Origin of the sequence: Streptomyces sp. NBC_00582, from assembly GCF_036345155.1 — a bacterium.
Lineage (GTDB): Bacteria > Actinomycetota > Actinomycetes > Streptomycetales > Streptomycetaceae > Streptomyces.
Genome location: NZ_CP107772.1, coordinates 10679888 through 10699002, shown reverse-complemented (window position 1 = coordinate 10699002; position 19115 = coordinate 10679888). Strand labels below are relative to the sequence as shown.

The following is a 19115-nucleotide window of genomic DNA, read 5'->3' as shown; positions in this document are numbered from 1 at the left end:
CAGGGTTCCACCGCGACGGTCCCCCCTGCGCATCCACGACGTGTCGTTCTTTCGCGGTAGACCTCACCGCCCGCCACCCGCGCCCCGGAGAACTGTCGGCCTTCGGCCGGTCCGTGTGCGTCTCGGCGCGGGCCGCAGGGATCCCGGGCCGGAAGTGGGTGTCGATCAGGTCGGCGTAGTGGCGGTGGAAGGTGGCGTGGGGAATGCCGAGGCGTCGCTCGATGGCGGTCACGGTCGGCCGCCGTCCGCTGGCGAACGCTTCTTCCAGGACGGTATCGATGGGCGGCCTTGACGGTGTCGGCGTCAGCACGTCGGCGGCCCATTCGTTGATGAACGGTTCCGCTCGCAGGTAATGGGCGAAGGAGGTCTGCGCCGTGTTGGTCAGCCGCGTGCCGGTAGGGGGTGAGGCTGGGGGCTACTACTTGGTGCCGACCGTGCGCAGTGTGGCGAGCACCAGTGCCCGGGTGACGGTGACGATGTCGCTCACGCGGACCTGTTCCTGCGGACCGTGTGCGAGGCGTACGTCGCCGGGGCCGTACTGCAGCGTAGGGATGCCCGCCCCGGAGTACAGTCGCAGGTCGCTGCCGTAGGGGGCGCCTCGCTCAGAGGGTCGCGGGCCGCCGGTGACGTCGGCGTGCGCGTCGGCGACCTGGGCCACAAGCGGATGCCCGGTCGGCAGCCGTCCGCTGGCGAACTGTCCGCCGGGCCACGTCACCGTGGCGGGGTGGGAGCGCAGCCAGGGGTCGGCCGCGCAGGCTTCGGCCACGCACGCCTCCAGTTCGGTGCGTGCCTGGGCAGGATCCTCGCCCAGCCGGACGCCCAGTCTTCCCTCGGCCACCAGCAGGTCGGGCACGCTGCTGGCCCAGTCGCCGGAATGAACGGTACCGATGGACAGCGGGTAGGGGATGGGGTATTCGGACATGAGTGGGTCGGCGCCGACGTTGCGGCGGGCTTCCAGGTGGGCGAGCGCGCGGTGGATGGGCAGGTATGCGTCGATGGCGCTCACTCCCACGTATCTGGTGCTGCCGTGGGTGGCCCGGCCGGGTACTTGGATGCGAAAGGTCAGGGCGCCGGCGTTCGCAGTCATGACCGCGCCGCTGGTCGGTTCGGTGATGATGCAGGCGTCGCCGGTGTGGCCGCGTTGGAGGGTGCCGAACGCCCCGAGTCCCCCGTCCTCTTCACTGACTACGAAATGCGCGGACACCTGGCCGCGCAACCTTGCGCCCGCCTCCCGTATCGCGGCCAGGGCGGCGAGTATCGCCACCACCCCCGCCTTCATGTCGCACGCTCCTCGTGCGTGCACCACGTCCCCGGCAACCCGAGGGTGGAAGGGGTCACCCTCCCAACGCGCCAGGTCCCCGGAAGGAACGACGTCGACGTGCCCTTGGAGGATCAGGGTCGGCCCGTCGCCCCGGGGCACCGTGCCGCCCACCAGGCCCCACGCCTCGGTGCGCGGGGCCTCGCTGCCGGGAAAACCGGGATGGTCACGTAGCTTGGGCAGGTTCATGGACCACAGGTCGACATCGAGGTCCATCCGCTTCAGATGCCGGGCCAGGACGTGCTGAACCTCGGACTCCGCGGCGCTCCCCGTCACGCTCGGAACGGCGAGAAGTTCCAGCAGCAGCCGGGCGATGCCCGCCTCGTCCACCGCGGCCAGCGCCGAGGCTTCCACATCGCTCAGGCTTGCTGTCATCTCAACACTGCTCCCAGCACGTGACATCAGGACAAGCCGGAGACTATGTTCGACCGATAACACAAGCAATCGCCATTTGCTGCTGTCCACCGTCGCTTTCTTGCAATGTCAGCGGGCCCGTGGCCATTTCTTGCGCTGGGCCGCAGGTTCTGACGTCTGGAGTGAGGTCATGGACGCCATCGATCAAGCGATCATCCGGTACGTGCTGCACGACGCACGGGCCACATACGCCCAGATCGGCAAGGCGGCCGGGCTGTCCGCGCCCGCCGCCAAGCGGCGTCTCGACCGCCTCGTGGCTACCGGAGCGATCCGCGGTTTCACCGCTCTCGTCGATCCTCAGGCGTTGGCCTGGCACACCGAGGCTTTCGTCGAGGTCTACTGCGCCGGCAATCCCGCCCCCGCCGAACTGCGCCAAGCCCTGGAGGCCATCCCCGAGGTCGTCGAAGCCTGCACCGTCTCGGGGGCCGCCGACGCAGTCGTCCACATCCTCGCCAGAGACATCCCCCACCTGGAACAGGCCATCCAACGCATGCGCGCCACCCCTCCTGTGGAACGGACCGAGAGCGCTATCGTGCTCTCCCGGCTGTTGAACCGGCCTCGCGTGTGATCGACACCGTGGGACACCGCGAGTGCCGATGCCCCAGGGCCGACGACCAGCCGTGCTGGATCGGGTTGAAGAGCGCACCCCTGGAACACTGCCTCCTCACCAGTTGGTGCGGGTCACCACCGAGGCCGTGATCGGCGCGGTCACCGGGTCCCTCACCGCGCCCCGCACGCTGCTGCTGGGCCGCTACGACCGAGCGGGCCGCCTGCAGTACATCGGCCGCAGCACCACCCTGTCCCGGACCGCCGGCCGCGCTCTGGCCGACCAACTGGCCCCACCGCAGGAAGCGCATCCGTGGACGGGATGGACGTTCTCGGCAGGCTGGGGAATACAACGCACCCTCGAGGCCGTCCTGGTGCGGCCCGATGCCGTGATGGAAGTCGACGTCGCCCGCGACAGCGCCGGACGGTGGCGGCACCCAGCCCACCCCCACCGCATCCGTGCCGATCTCAGCCCGCGGGAGGTCCCCCGCGGCCCGCCTCGCCCCGCCCGGACACGACCTCCTTCTCTACACCCGTACCCGCCCACGGCAGACGACGCCCGCAGAGGCGGAACCGGGTCGGCGGCGCGTCGAGCTGTGCCTGTCCCAGATGGCCGTACTGCTGCTCGCCGTCAGCCTCGCCGGCCAGCTCCACCGGCCCCTCGCCGACGGACTCGCCGATCAGGTCCGCGCCGCCCGCTGCGACCACCTGGTCAAACGCTGGGTCCTCCACCTCACCGAAGACCATCTCGCCAGCGTCGCCTACGTGTTTCTGGCTGCACAAAAACGACCGGCTCCGCCGCCGAGGCCAACCGCTTCCCCCGCGACACCGGATCACCTACCAGCCCACCCCACCCCACGCACGGCCATCCCGCCGTCCGTCCCGATCCTGCACCGCTCGCAGACACCGACCACACACCCCGGCAGCCGCAGCTGACAGACTGTACGCCGCGCCGCTGCTTCGTCCAGGATCTGGCTGGCCTTGAGTCGCGGCTTGAGGCAGGCCTCCCAGGGGCCCCGGGCCTGACCGTCAGGCTTGCGGTACCCCAGTGCACCCGGGAGGCTCACCTGGAAGTGCGTGGCGTCGTCTTCGCTCCTTCGCGGGTCCCGGCGCACAGGGGACCGGGGCACTTCCGCTGCTGGGGTCGGTCAGTGCACGGAGTCGGCTGCGGCGACGATGGCCCGGTTGACAGCTTCCGGACTGATCGAAGGAACGTCATGGCCCGAGCGCGTGTGGATGAGGTGGGCTCCCACTCGGTCGGCTTCGAACTCCTGGGCGGCTGGCGGCACGGCGTGGTCCTCGGTCGCGACGACGGCCCACTTCGGTGTCCTGGCCGGCGGGTTCACCGTTGCTTTGTCGCTGAAGGCCGAGAAGGCGATCGGCTCCTGGGTCACCGAGGCGACGTCGATGGCCGATTTCGACAGTCCGTTGCCGTACACGGTCCCATACCTCTCGGTCTTGATGTAGACGTCGGTGTCACCGCCGGGCAGCGGAACGGTGCGCAGGTTCTGCGGGGTGAGCTGTGAGCCGGGGAACTGTCCGATCAGGGAGTTGGCGGATTCTCCCGCCCTGGGGATGAGAGCCGCCACGTAGACGAGGGCCCTGACCTTGGGTGTCTCGGCGGCGACCTGGCTGATGACCTCTCCCGAGTAGGAGTGGCCGACCAGTACCACGGGCCCCTTGATGGTATTGAGCTGTGCCTCGACATAGGCGCTGTCGAAGGCCAGGCCGCGCAGGGGTGTGTCGATCGCGTAGACCGGGTAGCGGTGCCGTCGCAGGTAGGCGACCTCGCTGTTCCAGCTGGAGGAGTCGGCGAACGCCCCGTGGAGCAGGACCACCGTCGGCTTCGCGCGGTGTGCCGCCGGCGAGGCGACGGCGAGATCGTTCGTGACAGCCAGCGAAGCTACGGCCACGCCGCTCACGAGTCCGGCAGCTGCCAATGCTTTGACTCGACCGGTGGACTTCATTTCGTGTTGATTCCTCTCGAATTGCGCTTTCGCATCGGTATGAGGAAGCGGCGCAATCGGCGTAGAGCGTGGCATGAAAGCCAAACGCTTGTTTGCCGCCGTCCGCGGCGCTTCACGAAATCGACTATGGCGGCCTCGTCTCCGGTCCCGCCAATGCCGATCCTGCTTCGCTGATGCCGGTCCGGCATACGCGTCACCACAACTGTCGGCTTGGGCTTTCCGAGGCTTCCCGGGTGTCCAGCACACCCCGCTGTCCCGGCGTCATGCCCGATCGGCATGACGCCTCGGGTAATCGGCATTGGCGTGACGAGACGCGGGCCGCGATGCTCGGCGAAGTCGGAACTCGGCGAAACAAAAGGCGCGGTAGCAGTGAAGTCCCTGTGGCGGATGGTGGATGAAACGCTCCTCGGAGCAGTGATCTATGCACTCACGTGCAGGCTGCTACGCGGCCGCCCCCCAGCACGGCGGGGCTGAAGTGCACGGGCGCCGGCACCGGCGTCAGCCTGTGACCGCCTTCTGTCTGACGGGGGGCACGACCATCGAGAAGGATGTTGTTCTATGCCAAGCACTCAGTGGCGCGAAGTGTTCCTGCCCGACGAGGAAAACCGGCACGCGCAACAGGTGCATGTGTTCAGCGAACTGCAACGCAAGCATCTGAAGAAGCACGGCCCTGGGCGAGCGCTGCACCGCAATCAAGTGGCTGCCCTGAAAGCGGCCCTCGTGGTCGAGGAGGGGCTTCCTGATCATGCGCGGCAAGGAATCTTCGCCGCTCCCGCAGTCTTTGAGGCACATGTCCGGCTGTCCAACGGGAACTTCTCCGTCGATCGGGCTCCCGACATACGCGGATTCGCGATCAAAGTGCTCGGGGCCTCGACGCCGACGTCAACGGATGTCGAGCAGAACTTCACCCTCGTCAGTCAGGAGACCCTGAAGGTCAGTGGCAGCGCGGACGTCGTGGGAATCGTCGAGCTCTCCACGAGTGCGCCCGGCTCCGCGCTCCGCAAGGCCGCGATGAAGCCGGGGCTCACGCGCCGTGCCGTCGCGAACTTCCGGGACATGGTGCAGCCGTTCAGCGGCTTCGCCACGCACGACTTCTTCAGCATCATGCCCATCACCTTCGGCGACTACGCGGCCCGCCTGAAGCTGTGCGCGGCCTCGACAACGATCAACAATGAAGCACGCAAGGATCTGGCCGCCGACCTCTATGCGCGGCTTTCGGACGGCGACCTGGAGTTCCTCTTCCAAGCCCAGTTCTTCGAAGACGAGCGTCGTACCCCGATCGAGGACTCCTCGACCCGCTGGGACGCGCCGTGGCTCACCGTGGCGCGACTGCGCCTGCCTCGGCAGGCACCGGACCAGGCATTGGCCGAGGCCGTCGAGAAGAGCAGCTTCAACCCCTGGATCGCGGCGAAGGAGCATCGGCCGCTCGGGGAACTGATGCGCGCCCGCCAGGCAGCCTACGAGCTCAGCTGGCGCAACCGGGACGCCACTGCCTGAAGCGGTGCCCGGTGTCGGCGTACTGAGAAAAGTGCTCAGGCGTGTACAGACGAACGTGCTCAGTCGTAAGACCGGGACGACAACCTTGCGGCCGTGGAAGTGTCCGCGAGCGTCCATGACTTGCTGGCGGTCTGAACGTGGAGCACGCGGACGTAGGCTCTCAGGGATGCGGATAGGCGAGTTGTCCAAGCGCACGGGCGTGAGTCCGCGCTCTCTGCGGTACTACGAAGAGCAGGGTCTGCTGACCAGCTCACGCTCCGACGCGGGGCAGCGTCACTATTCCGATGCCGCGGTCCAGCGCGTGTCGCTCATCCGGCAGCTGTTCGACGCGGGTATGTCCAGCCGGGTGATCGCGTCTGTGCTGCCGTGTGTGGACGTCCCGGGTGACCTGGGCGTCGCCGAGGAGACGTTCACGGCGATGATGCGCGAGCGCGACCGGATCGACGCCGACATCGCGCACCTGATCGAGACCCGGGATGCACTCGACGTGCTGATCAGGGCCAACAGTCGGCACCGGGCGGAGCTGTCCACGGCCCCGGAACCGGTGGCACAGTCGGCCTGACGCTGTGACCCGCACCACAGTCGCTTGCCCCTTACATCAATGTCAGAGGTGAGGATGGCGGCAACGCCCGGAATCACCGGGTCGGTTATACGAGAGGTGACGGAAGATGGGGCAGGCGTGGGGTTTCGGCAGGTATGGCGGGTCTGAGGTGCAGGAGTTCTTCGATCGTCCCGATCCCGTCCCTGGTCGCGGCGAGGTGCTGATCCGGGTCGACGTCGCCGGCGTGAATCCCCTCGACCACCTTCTGCGCTCGGGTCTGGTCGACGGGCTCGACGGCGGGAGTCCGTTTCCCCGCGTGCTGGGCATGGAGGCAGCCGGAACGGTTCTCGCCCGGGGCGAGGACGTCAACGGGCTCGAGGTGGGTGACGCGGTCTTCGGCTTCGCGCTCACCGGTGGCGGCACCTACGCCGAGACGACGGTGCTGTCCGCGCCGAACACCGCGCGCATCCCGGAGGGTCTGTCCGCGACCGTGGCGGCAACGCTGCCAGTGGCCGGGACAACCGCGGTGGACGTGCTCGACCAGCTCGGCCTCCCGGCCGGTGCCACAGTCCTGGTCAACGGGGTCGGGGGCGGGGTCGGCCTCGCCGTCGCCCGGCTGGCTATTGGGCGCGAGCTGTGTGTGATCGGCACCGGAAGTACCGCCAAACGAGAGCACGCCGACGCCATCGGAGTGCGGTTCATCGATTACACGGCCGAGGACGTCGCCGCCGCGGCACGCGAGCTGGTTCCGGACGGCTTCGACGGGATCGTCGACCTGGTCGGAGGCACCTCGCTGCAGACGGTCGCTCCGCTGGCCCAGGATCCCCGCAACGTCATCGCAGTGGGTGATATGTCTGTACCCGATCTCGGTGGGCGTTTCGTCGAGCGTCGCCTCGACCGCGAGAACCTGGAGCGGTCAGCCCGGCTGGCCCTCGACGGACTCCTCGCACCCGTAATCACCGCGGTCCATCCGCTCTCCGACGCCCCGGCCGCCCTCGCCACCGTCGAGAACGGTCACACCTCGGGCAAGGTTGTCATCAAGGTGGCATGAGGAGTGCCCTGCCGTCTGACGCTGCCGACCGTCCCTTGCGGACTGCCGGGAACCCGTGGTCAGCGCATCATCAACCGAGCGCGTTCACCTGTACGGGGTTGTTCAGGCGTACGCCGACACCCGGTTTCCCTCATGGACCAACCGACAACTCCGCTGCCAGACAGGGCTGTTGGGGCATATGCCGAACCGGCACGGTTACCATGGGCCTCATGGACCTCGATCTGCGCCGGGTGCGCTACTTCGTGGCCGTGGCAGAGGAGTGCAGCTTCGTGCGAGCGGCAAGCCGTCTGTACATGACCCAGCCCGCGCTCAGCCGCCAGATCCGGGCCTTGGAGGAAGATCTGGGCGTGGTCCTCTTCCTGCGGGACCGGCAGGGCACCGTACTGACGCGGGCGGGTCACCAGTTGCTGGAGGACGCCCGACCGATGCTGGCGATGTCGCAGGCGGTGCAGCAGCGGGTGCGGAGGGCGAACCGGGAGGTGAACCACTTCGCCATCGGCTTCATGCCGGGCATCGTCGTCACCCCCATCGTGCGGGAGTTCGCCGCGATGGCACCGCAACTCGACATCGAGGTTGTGCACACCTCGGTCACCGACCAGGCCGACTTCCTGATCGACGGCCGGGTCGACGTCTGCTACGTCCGGCTGCCGCTGCCGGAGGGCATGTTCGAGGTGGTCCCCCTGTTCCCCGAGCCCCGTGTGGTGGCGCTGTCGAGCGCGCATCCACTCGCGGAGCTCAAGACGGTGCACGTCGAGGACCTGCGCGACATGGTCCTGCTGCAGAACCCCCAGGACGTCCCCGAATGGCGCGGGCGCCTGCCACGCGAACCCCTCGCGCCGCGGACGGAAGCCGGGCGGTTTCCGGTGACGGTCGAGGAGTGCCTGGAAGGCGTTGCCTCCGGCGCCGGCTGCTATGTCATGCCCGCCGGCATGGCCGGCTTCTACCGCCGTGACGATGTCGCCTACCTGACCCTGGAGGGTGTCGCACCGCGCATGGTCGCCCTGGCCTACAGCAAGCACCGGACCATGCCCGAGCTGAACCGGTTCGCCGAACTCTCCTGCCGCATGCTCGGCCCGGGCCCGAACTGACATCAGGTCCCGGTGTCCCGGCGGCAGGAGAAGCACGGCGAGTGCCCGGTGGCGGGCGAGCCCATGGTCGGAGCGCCCGGTTGAATCCCCGTGCCCCGGGCCTCAAGGACAGTGGCGGCTCAGCCCAGTGGCGGCATGAGGCCGGTCTGCACGAGGAAGCCCGCGAGATTCCAGTAGTCGCGGTTCTCGCTGATCAGGCCGTCGGTCCGCACGCCGATGGTGACGCCCGGGCACGCGAACCTCTTGCCCGTCGCCGGTATCCCCAGGTCGGAGTTGGAGCGGTCATGCGTGCCGGAGAGGACCCACTCGAACGAGTAGGAGCCGCCCGACTCCACGACCTTGCCCAGGGTGAAGACGAAATCACTCGACAGATTCGTGTCCATCCCGTCAATGAGCGCCTTGACCGCTTCCCTGCCCTCGAAGAGGCCGCCGAAGGCGGTGTCGACGACCTGGACGTCCTCGCTCATCATGTCGACCACTGCCTGCGAGTCGTGCCGGTTGCAGGCATCGACATAGCTCGTCACCCACGACGGCGGGGTCTGCTCGTTCATGTGTTTCCTCACTGGCTCAACTCGATACGACCGCGCTGCCCGGAGGAGACCGGACATCCGCACACCGATGCTCAAGCAGGGAGAGACCCTGCCGCCAATGCCGAAACACAGCGCCCTGATGTCGTCCTGGCATGGCTTCAGCCAGAAACAGTCGCGCCCAGGCGCTCGCCGACAGCCGCGGCCAGGCGCGGACGAGGCAGCACGGCCGGCCGAGACGGGAGCAGGAGGGCGGCCGCGGCGATGTCACCGGCGCGCGTGGCGGGAGCACGGGCACTGGCGAGCGAGGACAGCCGGCTGTCCGGCCAGGCACCCATGATGAAGAGCGGCCCGTCACGGGTGTCGTCGCCGTGGGCGGTCAGGACCGTCCGGATGCGCTGAACAGGCCGGTGCGGGCGGCGTCGTCGAGGACGGCGGCGTCGTCGAACGCCAGCTTGGTGTCCCGGCGGATGTTGGCTTTCACCGCGTGTCCTTCATGTCTGCCGCACAGCGACCGAGCTGGGGACGGATTATCGCGTCTCCGGTTCTACGGAAGGGGCTCCTGAATACTGGCCAGGTTGAGCGCGACATCGGACGAAGCGCAGTGCAGGCAGTTCGTACAGCCGGGTGAAGCAGCCATGCCCCGAGCCCGCGCATGTGCAGGTGAACCTTCCTCACTCGAATCAGCCCTTGTGAGCGTCGATGGATCGACCGGCTTCACCTGGCCGTCACCTGGGGGCTATTCGGACGTTGCAGAGCGACTCGTATGGTCATCGCTCCTGATGTCTCTTTTCACCGGGTGTACGGAGGTACGAGCGCATGGGGCGTCCCGAGAGACCCCTGGATCCGACGGCCGGTCCCGTGCAGCGGCTCGCCTGCGAGTTGCGGGAGCTGCGCAAGGGCGCGGGCAGTCCCTCCTATCGGACGATGGCGAAGACGGCGGGGTTCTCCTCGACAGCGTTGTCCGATGCCGCCAGGGGCGAGAGGCTGCCCTCGCTCGCCGTCGTCCTCGGGTATGCGCGCGCCTGCGCGGGCGACCCTGCGGAGTGGGAACGCCGGTGGAAGGAGGCCGAGGCGCAGCTGGACCGGGCCCCCGCGGAGCTCCCCGAGGACGCTCCGTCGCCGTATCGCGGGCTCACCCGGTTCGAGCCGTCCGACCGCCACCTGTTCTTCGGGCGGGACCGGGTGGTGACCGAGGTGAGGGACCTGTTGTCCCGGCACGGGTTCGCGGTGCTGTTCGGCCCCTCGGGGAGCGGGAAGTCGTCCCTGCTGCGGGCCGGCGTGATTCCCTGGCTCCAGCAGGAGATCGCGGAGCGCGGCCACCCGGCGGTGCTGCGCGTCCTCACCCCGGGCCCGGCCCCCGCCACGACCTACGGGCACCTCCTCGCCCCGGCCGAGGGCGAGCCGGAGAGCTGGGTCGTCGTGGACCAGTTCGAGGAGGTCTTCACCCTCTGCCGCGACCCCCACCAGCGCTCACGCTTCATCGATCTGCTGCTCGCCGCCCGCGACCCGGGCAACAGACTGCGTGTGCTGTTCGCCGTACGCGCCGACTTCTACGCCCGCTGCGCCGAGCACCGGGGCCTGGCGGACGCCCTGCGAGGTGCCGCGCTGCTGCTCGGACCGATGGCGGCTGACGAACTGCGGGAGGCGGTGGTCGGCCCGGCCCTGGCGGTCGGCTGTCTCGTCGAACGGACACTGACCGCCCGTCTGATCGACGAGGTCCAGGGTGAGCCCGGCGGCCTGCCGATGCTCTCGCATGCCCTGCTGGAGACCTGGCGCCGCCGCAAGGGCCGCATGCTCACCCTCGCCGCCTACGAGGCCGTCGGCGGGGTGCGCGGCACGATCGCGGCGACCGCCGAGGAGGTGTACGGCGGCCTGTCGCCGGAGCAGGCCCGCACCGCACGGCACCTGATGCTGAGGATGGTCGTCCCCGGCCAGGGCACCCCCGACACCCGCCGCCCGCTCACCCGCGCCGAACTGGAGGAGTGGGCGGCCCCGGACGCGACGGTGGTGGTGGAGCGGCTGACCCGTGCCCGGCTGCTGACCGCCGACGAGGACGGCGTCCAGCTCGCCCACGAGGCGCTCATCACCTGCTGGCCCCGGCTGCACGCCTGGATCGAGGAGGACCGCGAACGGCTGCGCCACCACCGGATGCTCGCGGACGCGGCCCGCACGTGGCTGGAGCACGACCGCGACCCCGGCGCGCTGTACCGGGGCACCCGGCTGAGCCGCGCCGAGGAGCTTTTCCCCGACCACGAGCGGGACCAGGCTCTGACCGTGTCGGAGCGGGAGTTCCTCACCTGCGCGACCGAGGCCCGCGAGGCGGAACGCCGGGCAGCCGCCCGCACCAGCCGCAGGCACCGGATCCTGACCGTGTCACTGTCCGCCGTCCTGGCCGTGGCCCTGCTGACGGGCTTCGCCGTCTGGCGCGAGTACGACGACAACAGGACGCGGCGCACCCAGGACCAGGCCCGCCACATCGCCGACGTCGCCGACGCGCTGCGCACCACCGACCCGCGTGCCGCGCTGCTGCTCGGCGTGGCCGCCTGGCGGACGGTCGGGCTGCCCGAGACCCACCGCGCCCTGCTGGGCTCCCTCGCCCAGCCGGAGACGGACGCCTTCACCGACCCCGAACCCGGTGACGACTCCGGTCGTTTCCTCGCCGACTCCGGCCGGACGCTGTTCAGCGTCGAGGGCCGCACCTGGCGCACCTGGAACGTGGCCACCCATCGCCGCATCGCCTCGGGGCGGCTGCCCACCGGGCAGACGGCGGTCGCGGTGAGTGGGGACGCGCGCGTGCTGGCGCTCTCCGCGAGCGACGGCGTACGGCTGTGGGACACGGCCACCGGAGGCTGGACCGGCGACCGGGCCCATCCGGAGAAGCCCTACTCCATCGTCGACTTCACCGGCGCCGGCTATCTGGTGACCTCCGTGGACAGCGACGACCGCGTGCTGCTGCGTTCCGTCAAGGACGGCCGCCTGCTGTTCGCCACGCGATCGGCCGGCGCCGACGCGGCCGCGGGCCGGGGCCCCGGCGGTCCGCTGATGGTCGTCTGCCCCTCGGCCTCAGCCGCACCGCAGGTGTGGGACATCGCCCACCATCGGGCCCTGGCCGGAGACTGGACGCACACCACGGACGTCTGCGGCGACGGCGAGGCCTCGCCGGTGCTGGGCTCCGGGAGGCTGGCAGCGTTCACAGCGGACGGCGTCCGCGTCTGGGACATCCGGTCGGGACACCGGTTGGCCGAACTCTCCCAGCCGGGCGTGGACTACGCCTCCTTCAGCAAGGACGGCACCTTCCTGGCGACGGCCGACAGCACGAAGATCACGGTGTGGCGACTGTCAGCCCCCGACGCGCCCGTGTTCCGCCACGCCCTCGACGGGCAGCACCTGTACCGGGGCCTGTACTGGGACCCCGGCCACCCGATCCTGCGCTACCTCGAGGGCGGCGCCGTCCACTCCCTCGACCTCACCCGGGTCGTCACCCCCGCCTGGCTCGGACACCCCCTGGACGACGCGCAGCTCAGCCCGGACGGCCGCACCCTGGCCACCGCCGAACGCCTCGGCAACCGCTACCGCTTCCAGCTCCGCGACACCCGCGACGGCCGCGTCGTACGGACGCTGCCCTCTCCTCCTCTTCCCGTCTCCCGTGATCCCGCGCGCCCGGTCGACCCGGACTACGCCACGCCCGTGATGGCGTTCGCCCCGGACAGCGGCACACTCGCCTACGGCGTCTACGCCGCCGGCTACGAGGCCGCCCCCCAGCTGATCACGCTCTGGGACGTGTCCCACCACCGCGCCCGTACCACCCTGGACCTGGCGACCGGCGACTCCGCCGGGGCCGTCATCGGCCTGGCCCTGGACTCCGGCGGCCGCAACCTGTACGCCGTCCGCACGCCCGCCGTCGGCGCGCTGCGCGACGAGGTGTGGGACACCGGGCGCCGCCGCCGGGTCTCGATCCTGCCCGGTCTGGCCGGCGGCGACCTGGCCGTCCGACCCGACGGCCGGCTCCTGGTCGGCGACAACCGTCTCGCTCGCCTGCCGGGCGGCTCCGTCACCGGACGCAATCTCGTCCAGGGCGACCAGGTCGGCGCCCTCGCCTTCGACACCGACGGCTCCCTGCTGGCCGTGGGCGACCAGACCGGCCGGGTCGCGCTGTGGGACGGGGACGTACGGCACCGGGCCGGCGTGCTGCCCAACGTCTTCCCCGCCGTGCACGGCACCACCCCTGAGGCGGTCACCGCGCTGGCCCTGAGCCCGGACGGCCGCATCCTCGCCGTCGGCGGCGACGCAGGGAGCCTCCAGCTGTGGGACGTGGTCGCCCGGCAGCCCCTGGGCGGACTGCTGACCACGGCGGGCGAACGTCTCGACTCGCTCGCCTTCGGCCCGGACGGCACGACCCTGTACGCGGGCAGCGCGGATGTCCCGCTCCAGCGGTACGTGGTCGATCCCGAGCAGGTCGTGGCGCAGGTGTGCGCGCGGACGGGCGGCACCGGGCTGACGCGGGCGCAGTGGCGGACGTACCTGCCGGACGCCCCGTACCGGAGGGTGTGCGGGGGTTGATTTTCCCTGCCGGGGGATTGACCGGCCTGATGAAACGGGTGGTCGGTCAACTTCCGGGCTCTGAGGATCATCCTGTCGCTGCTTCGACCGACCTGATGGGAGAAAGCCCCCCATGCGCCTGAAGAAGACCGGCCGCAGAAAACTGGCTGTCCTCACCTCCGCCCTCGCCGTCCTCCTGATCCCCTTCTCTGCCGGATCGGCCAGTGCCAACACCAGCCCCGGTTGGGGGGACGACAGGCCGGACGTGGTCTGGGACTGCAACCACGGCAAGGCCAAGTGCTGGTACCACGAGGTCAACGCGTGGACCGCGCTGGGCAAGCGCCGGGAGGTGGGAAACCCGATCTACAACTGCTCGGGCAGCCAGACCGTCGACCAGACCCTCACGTGGCGGACCGACCGCAGCACGTCGTACTCCTTCGAGCAGTCGACGTCGGTGCAGGTCTCCGCCGGCCTCGAGGACACGATCGAGGCGGGCATGTCCGCCAGCTCGACGCAGACCGAGACCTGGCAGGTGGGGAGCACTCTCAGCGCCAGCCAGTCGCTCACGAGCCATGTCGGTCGTGGTGAGGCCGGCGGCTGGTGGTTCGCGCCGTACTGGCGGCACTCCCAGGGCTGGATCGAGGCCCACTACGGCAAGCGCAACCACGGCCACTACTACTGGTACTACCCGGGCCAGGGTTCCACGGGCGTCCAGACCACCACGCCGGTGAGGCTGTCGGACGGCCAGATGAAGGGCAAGTGGTACTGGGCCACCTGGAAGTGCTAGCGCAGTTCTGACAGGTCGCCGCCTCCCGCTGTTTCCTCCTTTTCCTCCCGGAATGCGGACTCGTCATGTGGTGTCGGGTCGCGCCAGGAGATGGTCGACGCACCGGCGAGGCGGCGGGCCCTCAGGTCGGTCACGGCGAGGCATTACCTTCCGCACGACTTCCCGCCCCACCAGACGGTTCACGGCTACTTCGCCAAATGACAGACCGACGGCATCGTCGCCCAGCTCAGCGGCCTGTCACGATCGCGAGAGACACCATCGTCGATCTCCTCCGGCATCACGGCGACTCGCGGTGACCGAAGCCGTCCGCGGCTCGTTCGACCAGGCCCACGACGCAGTCGAGCGCCGCTGCGGGAACGTGCTCGGCAAACGTCGGCTGGAAGAGCTCGTGGTCGCCGCCGCGGTCGATGTCGACGGCTTCTACCGGACCCGGATCCCCATCCCGTGCAGCCGCACGATGCCGCTGGTGATCCAGGTGGACGGCAAGGGCGTGGTCATGCGCCCGGAGGCCCTGCGGGAGGCCACCCGCCAGGCCGCCGCTAAAGCGGCGGCCGGTCATCGCGGCCGGCTTGCGCCGGGCGAAAAGCCGAACCGGAAGCGGATGGCGACGGTGGCCCGCGTCTTCGACACACGTCCCGCCCCCAGACGTCCGCACGACGTCATCCACCCGCCCGGCGGCCGAAGCGGCGAACGCCCCGCCCGTCCGGGACCGCGGGCCGAGAACAAGTGGTGCACCGCCTCGCTGGTCCGCTCGCCCGAGCAGGTGATCTCCGACGCCTTCGGCCAGGCCGAGGCCCGTGACCCGAAGCATCTTCGGCCGTGGGTCGTGCTGGTCGACGGCGCCCGCCACCAGCTCGACCTGATCAGTGCCGAGACCGGCCGCCGCGGCGTCACGGTCCACGTCCTGCTGGACTTCGTGCACGTCGCCGAGTACGTCTGGGCCGCCGCCCACGCCTTCCACAAACCCGGCACCACCGAAGCCGAAGCATGGGCCGCCGACCGTCTTACCGCGATCCTCCCAGGTCAGGCTGCCCATACCGCCGCCGAAATGACCAGCCAGGCTGAGCGGGAACACTTGCCGCCGGCCCGGCGCGAGGCTGTCGACGCCTGCGACCGTTACCTGACCGGCCACCTCGACCAACTCCACTACGACGCTGCCCTCGCAGCCGGCTGGCCGATCGCCACCGGCGCGGTCGAGGGCGCCTGCCGCCGCCTGATCGCCGACCGCCCCGACATCACCGGCGCCCGCTGGGGCCTCCACGGAGCGGAAGCCGTACGGCGATTGCGTGCCGTCCTGTCCAACGGAGACCTCGACCTCTACTGGCGCTACCACGCCGCCCGCGAACACGAACGCCTCTACCCCGCACCCGACCAGCGGAACTACGTGCCCACCGCCTGACCCGGCGGTCGTCCGAAACGAACTGCACCCACCGCCGGTCCTATCCGGGGCGACGGCGGCCGAGAGCGCGCGCGAGTTCACCGACCGGCGCCAGTATGTGTCCGCCATCGCCCGCGCACCACCACACGGCCGCACCGTCCCGCTCCGAGCCGTGGACGCCGAGGTGATGCCGGGGGCACACCGGCCAGACCTGCCAGGTCCATTCGAGCAGGCTCTCCTGGATCATGATCGTCAGGCTGGTCAGTGCCGTGGCCGGGTCGTCGCACATGCTCGGCAGGACGGGGCCGCCCCAGTTGAGCCGTTCGCCGTCGGCAAGGCGGACGCCGGCTCCCACCGGGAACCAGTCCTCCAGGATCTCGATCTCCGGTTCGCCCTCGATCCCACGCGTGAGCAGATCGCGGGCCACGATTCGCAGCGCGGCACGCAACGTCTCCAAACGCTCGGGGGCAAGGTCGAAGCCGGGATCGAAGCCCACGTCGTCCAGGACGCGCCGGGCCAGGGAGGTCATCTCCGCCCGCGGCACCTCGGCCGGATTCCGCTCGACAACCTCCAGGACGGCGTCGGTGCAATGGAACCAGTCGAGCAGATCGCAGGCGAGGGCGACGACGTCCTGAGGGTCGAGATTGTCCTCACGCAGGCCGAGGTAGACCCTTCGCATCAACTGCTCAGTAACCGCTTCGTACTCAGCCATGACGTTACTCACCGGCCCAGTATCCGTACGTGGCGCGGTTCCCCGCCGGATGATTTTCCGGCATGCCGCCTGACGCACTCACCAGCGGAACTACCACCTCACCACTTGATCGCGGCCGTCACTCGAAAGGAACTGCACCCCACGTAGTTGGCGAGATTGGTCGGCGATAGTTGGCGAGCCCATCGCTGTTTCCGTCACTGAGGGTCAAAGGTCGCCGCTGTTGTGACTGAGCGCCTCTTGGTTGGTCCTGACCGCGGTTGCGTGATGGCTACGTCAGATGCCCATCGCCCACTACGACATCCGGCTGGCACACCACGGAGACGCGGTCACAACCCCCCAGTTGGTCTTACGGCGCATTCGACGGAGATACGGAGCGCTGATTGGATCCCTCGATGCAGCCCTGCATCACCGCCTCGGTGACCTTGCCCTTGAACCCTGCTGAGGGCGTCAGCCGGTCTGTGCACCAGCGAGAGACATCGTCCGCCATACCGGATCCCGGGTCGTCTCCCTGCTTGGCAAGGGCGGCGGCGAAGTCGTAGCCGCGCTTGTATTGGGTGTCGGCAATCGAGCCGGGCTCGTATGGGTTCCCGTAGATGATGGCACGCGACGGTTCGGAGGCGCCGCCTCGACTGATGAGCGGGGCGATCAGCAGCACAGCGGGCAGGCCGACCAAGACCGAGGCGAACAGCCAGCCCATCTTCCGGGACGTCCTCTTGCCGACCGCGTAGGACAGCATCGCCAGCGGGATGGCTAGAACGAACGCCAGGAACGGGATGATCATCGCTGTACCCCCACCAGCCACAGGACAGGCCCCCTCTTTCGCAGCTCGGCGGGGTCATGCTACGTGTCGCGATCAGGACTGATGTGCCTGTTCTTGGCACTGCGTGGTTGCCTGTCACCACCGGCCAACTGTGGGGTGGTGACCGCGTCTGCGTGGTGTGCCGGCTATGTCGTAGTGGGCGATGGGCATCTGACGTAGCCATCACGCGACCGCGGTCAGAACCGGTGGTGCCGGCCTCAACCGCCTGCCACGGGCCTGGAACCGATGGCTGCGCAGGCCGCCCTCTTGGTGGGGTAGCCGTCGGCCGGGTAGATCACGGGCCCGCCGAGTTTCCCCTGGCCGTCGGTGGTCGAGGACTTGCCGCTGCCGGGCTGCGCGTTGGGGAAGTAGCAGGCCGCGAACCGGGTCGGCTTGGGAGTCTGCGGCACTGTGCCCTGTGCGGGCTGGTTCCACATCCGGTTCCAGGCCGCCGCGCAGGAACGCGCTGCGTCCTGCGGATCGAAATCCTTCATGGCTTTGAGTGGCAGCTGACTCAGGTCCGCCTCGGGCGACAGCGTGCGAGCGCACATGACATTGCGCCCGCCCTCGCCCCATGGCCCGAATGTGGCTACGGCAGCCGTGGTGGCGCCCCCGAGGAGGACGGCTGTGACCGTACCCACCATGAACAGATGCCGACGTCGCCCAGAACCGGCCACGGCCGGCGGCTGCCCGGTGCGGCGCAGGATCTCCCGTAGGACCCTCTGGCCGTCTTCGGACACTGCCCAGCCTGCAGCGCCGTCGCCGGTGGGGCGCAGGGCGCGGACGGCGGCGAGGTCGGGTGCCTGGCTGTGCTTGGTGACGGTCTGCTTCATGCTGACTCCCGTTGGGTGAGGTGTGGCTGGGCAACAGCGTCATGGACGGGCTGTGCGTGTCCTGCGCGGGGCAGCGCTGCCCTGAACCTTTTGCGCGCCCGGTGCAGGCGCACGGCGAAGGCCGTGGCCGTGCAGCCCGCGACGACGGCCGCCTGCTTGGCCGTCAGGCCGTACCAGGCACTCAGCACGAGTACCTCCCGGTCCTGTCCGGAAAGCGCCGACAGCGCGGCGGCCACCTCGGCACGCGTCCCGATCGCGTCCCCGATCTCCGCGGCCCCCGTCCGGTCGGCCATCACCGCCAGGCGCTCGGTCAGTGCGCGGTGCCGCTGGTCGGACCGCACGCGGTTGGCGAGCAGCCGCCGGGCCGAGCCGAGCAGCCATGGCAGGGCATCGTCGGGCACGGCCCCGGACTTGCGCCAGGCCAGCACGAAGGTCTCCGACAGGATGTCCTGTGCTGTCTCCCGGTCCGTACGGTGCATCAGATACGCCAGGACCCGATCGGCATGAGCTGTGTAAAGGGCCTCCAGGGCCCGGTGTCCGGCCGGGTCACCGTAGTCCCCGGCGGTTGTTCGTCGTCGTCTCACAGCACCTCCATGTTCCGTCCATCAACGGCCGTCAACCGGGAGATGTACGGTCGGGCCGGATCTCTTACAGCCACTGACGGATTCGAGCTCGGGCCGTCTCGGCCGCGTGACACGGAGCACGAGCCTGCCGTGCCTACACACCCCGCGCGAATCACCTGCGCGCGATCACCACCCGCGCCGAGGGGAAGGGCACAGGGTGCTCGCCGGACCCTGGGGCCTCCCCCTGCGCGGTGGACACGCTGATACTGGATCTGCTTGATCCGGAGAAAGCGAGAACACCGCCGACGGCGATGAAGGACTACTCGGACGAGTTCAAGGCCGATGCCGTGGCCCTGCAAGAGCATCGCCGCTGACCTGGGCATCAACAGGGCGACGCTGCGTGAGTGGGTGCTGCGGGACCGGGATCGTCGCGGCGTCACCCCGCGGCCGCCCGGTCAGGTGGTGCTGCTCCGGCCCGGGCAGGACAGCCGGCACCGTCGGCCGACTCTGACGAGCGGATCCGGCAGCTGGAGGCCCGGGTGGCCGAGCTTG

General features: G+C 69.6%; 17 protein-coding genes. 9 read left to right on the top strand and 8 right to left on the bottom strand.

Going from position 1 to position 19115, the window contains the following annotated elements; all coding sequences use genetic code 11:
- Positions 1-418 precede the first annotated feature (418 nt).
- Positions 419-1693 carry an ArgE/DapE family deacylase gene (locus OG852_RS48650; protein ID WP_330346772.1) on the bottom strand — a complete coding sequence of 425 codons (1275 nt, stop codon included), beginning with the start codon at positions 1691-1693 and terminating at the stop codon, positions 419-421.
- A 169-nt stretch (positions 1694-1862) separates the two neighbouring features.
- On the opposite strand from OG852_RS48650, the gene OG852_RS48645 reads away from it, so the two are divergent.
- Positions 1863-2300: an Lrp/AsnC family transcriptional regulator gene (locus OG852_RS48645; protein ID WP_133917885.1), complete on the top strand. Its 438-nt coding sequence runs from the start codon at positions 1863-1865 to the stop codon at positions 2298-2300.
- 446 nt (positions 2301-2746) lie between these two features.
- On the opposite strand, the gene OG852_RS48640 is transcribed toward OG852_RS48645, so the two are convergent.
- On the bottom strand, positions 2747-3025 hold the full coding sequence (locus tag OG852_RS48640; protein ID WP_330346773.1) for a hypothetical protein: 279 nt from the start codon (positions 3023-3025) through the stop codon (positions 2747-2749).
- 401 nt (positions 3026-3426) lie between these two features.
- Positions 3427-4218, bottom strand: a complete 792-nt coding sequence (locus OG852_RS48635) for an alpha/beta fold hydrolase (RefSeq protein ID WP_330346774.1) — start codon at positions 4216-4218, stop codon at positions 3427-3429.
- Positions 4219-4803: 585 nt separating this feature from the next.
- Between OG852_RS48635 and OG852_RS48630 the strand changes: the two genes are divergently transcribed.
- The 4 genes from OG852_RS48630 (at position 4804) to OG852_RS48615 (ending at position 8422) form a co-directional block, all read left to right on the top strand.
- Entirely contained in the window at positions 4804-5742 is a 939-nt protein-coding gene (locus tag OG852_RS48630; RefSeq protein WP_133917888.1) for a hypothetical protein, read from the top strand.
- 166 nt (positions 5743-5908) lie between these two features.
- Positions 5909-6304, top strand: coding sequence for a MerR family transcriptional regulator (locus OG852_RS48625; protein WP_133917889.1), 396 nt, complete (start codon positions 5909-5911; stop codon positions 6302-6304).
- 148 nt (positions 6305-6452) lie between these two features.
- Positions 6453-7334, top strand: a complete 882-nt coding sequence (locus tag OG852_RS48620) for an NADP-dependent oxidoreductase (protein ID WP_330346775.1) — start codon at positions 6453-6455, stop codon at positions 7332-7334.
- A gap of 209 nt (positions 7335-7543) precedes the next feature.
- Positions 7544-8422 (top strand): LysR family transcriptional regulator, encoded by an 879-nt coding sequence (locus OG852_RS48615; RefSeq protein ID WP_133917891.1) that lies wholly within the window; start codon positions 7544-7546, stop codon positions 8420-8422.
- Positions 8423-8541: 119 nt separating this feature from the next.
- Here the strand turns inward: OG852_RS48615 and OG852_RS48610 are convergent, their stop codons facing one another.
- Positions 8542-8973, bottom strand: coding sequence for an ester cyclase (locus OG852_RS48610; RefSeq protein ID WP_166663808.1), 432 nt, complete (start codon positions 8971-8973; stop codon positions 8542-8544).
- Between the two features lie 795 nt (positions 8974-9768).
- Between OG852_RS48610 and OG852_RS48605 the strand changes: the two genes are divergently transcribed.
- The 3 genes from OG852_RS48605 (at position 9769) to OG852_RS48595 (ending at position 15677) form a co-directional block, all read left to right on the top strand.
- A complete protein-coding gene (locus OG852_RS48605; RefSeq protein ID WP_330346776.1) occupies positions 9769-13512 on the top strand; it encodes an nSTAND1 domain-containing NTPase in 3744 nt (1247 codons plus the stop codon).
- Between the two features lie 112 nt (positions 13513-13624).
- Entirely contained in the window at positions 13625-14278 is a 654-nt protein-coding gene (locus OG852_RS48600; RefSeq protein WP_133917894.1) for a hypothetical protein, read from the top strand.
- Positions 14279-14330: 52 nt separating this feature from the next.
- Entirely contained in the window at positions 14331-15677 is a 1347-nt protein-coding gene (locus OG852_RS48595) for an ISKra4 family transposase (RefSeq protein WP_330346777.1), read from the top strand.
- 40 nt (positions 15678-15717) lie between these two features.
- On the opposite strand, the gene OG852_RS48590 is transcribed toward OG852_RS48595, so the two are convergent.
- The 4 genes from OG852_RS48590 to OG852_RS48575 all read right to left on the bottom strand — a co-directional run bounded on the left by OG852_RS48590 (position 15718) and on the right by OG852_RS48575 (position 18584).
- Positions 15718-16368 (bottom strand): hypothetical protein, encoded by a 651-nt coding sequence (locus OG852_RS48590; protein ID WP_133917896.1) that lies wholly within the window; start codon positions 16366-16368, stop codon positions 15718-15720.
- 346 nt (positions 16369-16714) lie between these two features.
- Positions 16715-17149: a hypothetical protein gene (locus OG852_RS48585; protein ID WP_133917897.1), complete on the bottom strand. Its 435-nt coding sequence runs from the start codon at positions 17147-17149 to the stop codon at positions 16715-16717.
- A gap of 236 nt (positions 17150-17385) precedes the next feature.
- Positions 17386-18000 carry a hypothetical protein gene (locus OG852_RS48580; RefSeq protein WP_330346778.1) on the bottom strand — a complete coding sequence of 205 codons (615 nt, stop codon included), beginning with the start codon at positions 17998-18000 and terminating at the stop codon, positions 17386-17388.
- A complete protein-coding gene (locus OG852_RS48575; RefSeq protein WP_330346779.1) occupies positions 17997-18584 on the bottom strand; it encodes an RNA polymerase sigma factor in 588 nt (195 codons plus the stop codon). The genes OG852_RS48580 and OG852_RS48575 overlap by 4 nt, the downstream gene beginning before the upstream one ends.
- A gap of 230 nt (positions 18585-18814) precedes the next feature.
- Here OG852_RS48575 and OG852_RS48570 point away from each other — a divergent pair, with 230 nt between their 5' ends.
- Positions 18815-18937, top strand: coding sequence for a hypothetical protein (locus tag OG852_RS48570; RefSeq protein ID WP_330351637.1), 123 nt, complete (start codon positions 18815-18817; stop codon positions 18935-18937).
- Positions 18938-19115: the final 178 nt, after the last annotated feature.

What these genes read in the sequence shown, in the direction of transcription:
- OG852_RS48640 (WP_330346773.1), bottom strand. Translation starts at nt 3,025, where the DNA reads ATGGTCTTCGGTGAGGTGGAGGACCCAGCGTTTGACCAGGTGGTCGCA.
- OG852_RS48630 (WP_133917888.1), top strand. Translation starts at nt 4,804, where the DNA reads ATGCCAAGCACTCAGTGGCGCGAAGTGTTCCTGCCCGACGAGGAAAAC.
- OG852_RS48595 (WP_330346777.1), top strand. Translation starts at nt 14,331, where the DNA reads ATGCGGACTCGTCATGTGGTGTCGGGTCGCGCCAGGAGATGGTCGACG.
- OG852_RS48580 (WP_330346778.1), bottom strand. Translation starts at nt 18,000, where the DNA reads ATGAAGCAGACCGTCACCAAGCACAGCCAGGCACCCGACCTCGCCGCC.
- OG852_RS48615 (WP_133917891.1), top strand. Translation starts at nt 7,544, where the DNA reads ATGGACCTCGATCTGCGCCGGGTGCGCTACTTCGTGGCCGTGGCAGAG.
- OG852_RS48650 (WP_330346772.1), bottom strand. Translation starts at nt 1,693, where the DNA reads ATGACAGCAAGCCTGAGCGATGTGGAAGCCTCGGCGCTGGCCGCGGTG.
- OG852_RS48625 (WP_133917889.1), top strand. Translation starts at nt 5,909, where the DNA reads ATGCGGATAGGCGAGTTGTCCAAGCGCACGGGCGTGAGTCCGCGCTCT.
- OG852_RS48585 (WP_133917897.1), bottom strand. Translation starts at nt 17,149, where the DNA reads ATGATCATCCCGTTCCTGGCGTTCGTTCTAGCCATCCCGCTGGCGATG.
- OG852_RS48610 (WP_166663808.1), bottom strand. Translation starts at nt 8,973, where the DNA reads ATGAACGAGCAGACCCCGCCGTCGTGGGTGACGAGCTATGTCGATGCC.
- OG852_RS48590 (WP_133917896.1), bottom strand. Translation starts at nt 16,368, where the DNA reads ATGGCTGAGTACGAAGCGGTTACTGAGCAGTTGATGCGAAGGGTCTAC.
- OG852_RS48645 (WP_133917885.1), top strand. Translation starts at nt 1,863, where the DNA reads ATGGACGCCATCGATCAAGCGATCATCCGGTACGTGCTGCACGACGCA.
- OG852_RS48605 (WP_330346776.1), top strand. Translation starts at nt 9,769, where the DNA reads ATGGGGCGTCCCGAGAGACCCCTGGATCCGACGGCCGGTCCCGTGCAG.
- OG852_RS48600 (WP_133917894.1), top strand. Translation starts at nt 13,625, where the DNA reads ATGCGCCTGAAGAAGACCGGCCGCAGAAAACTGGCTGTCCTCACCTCC.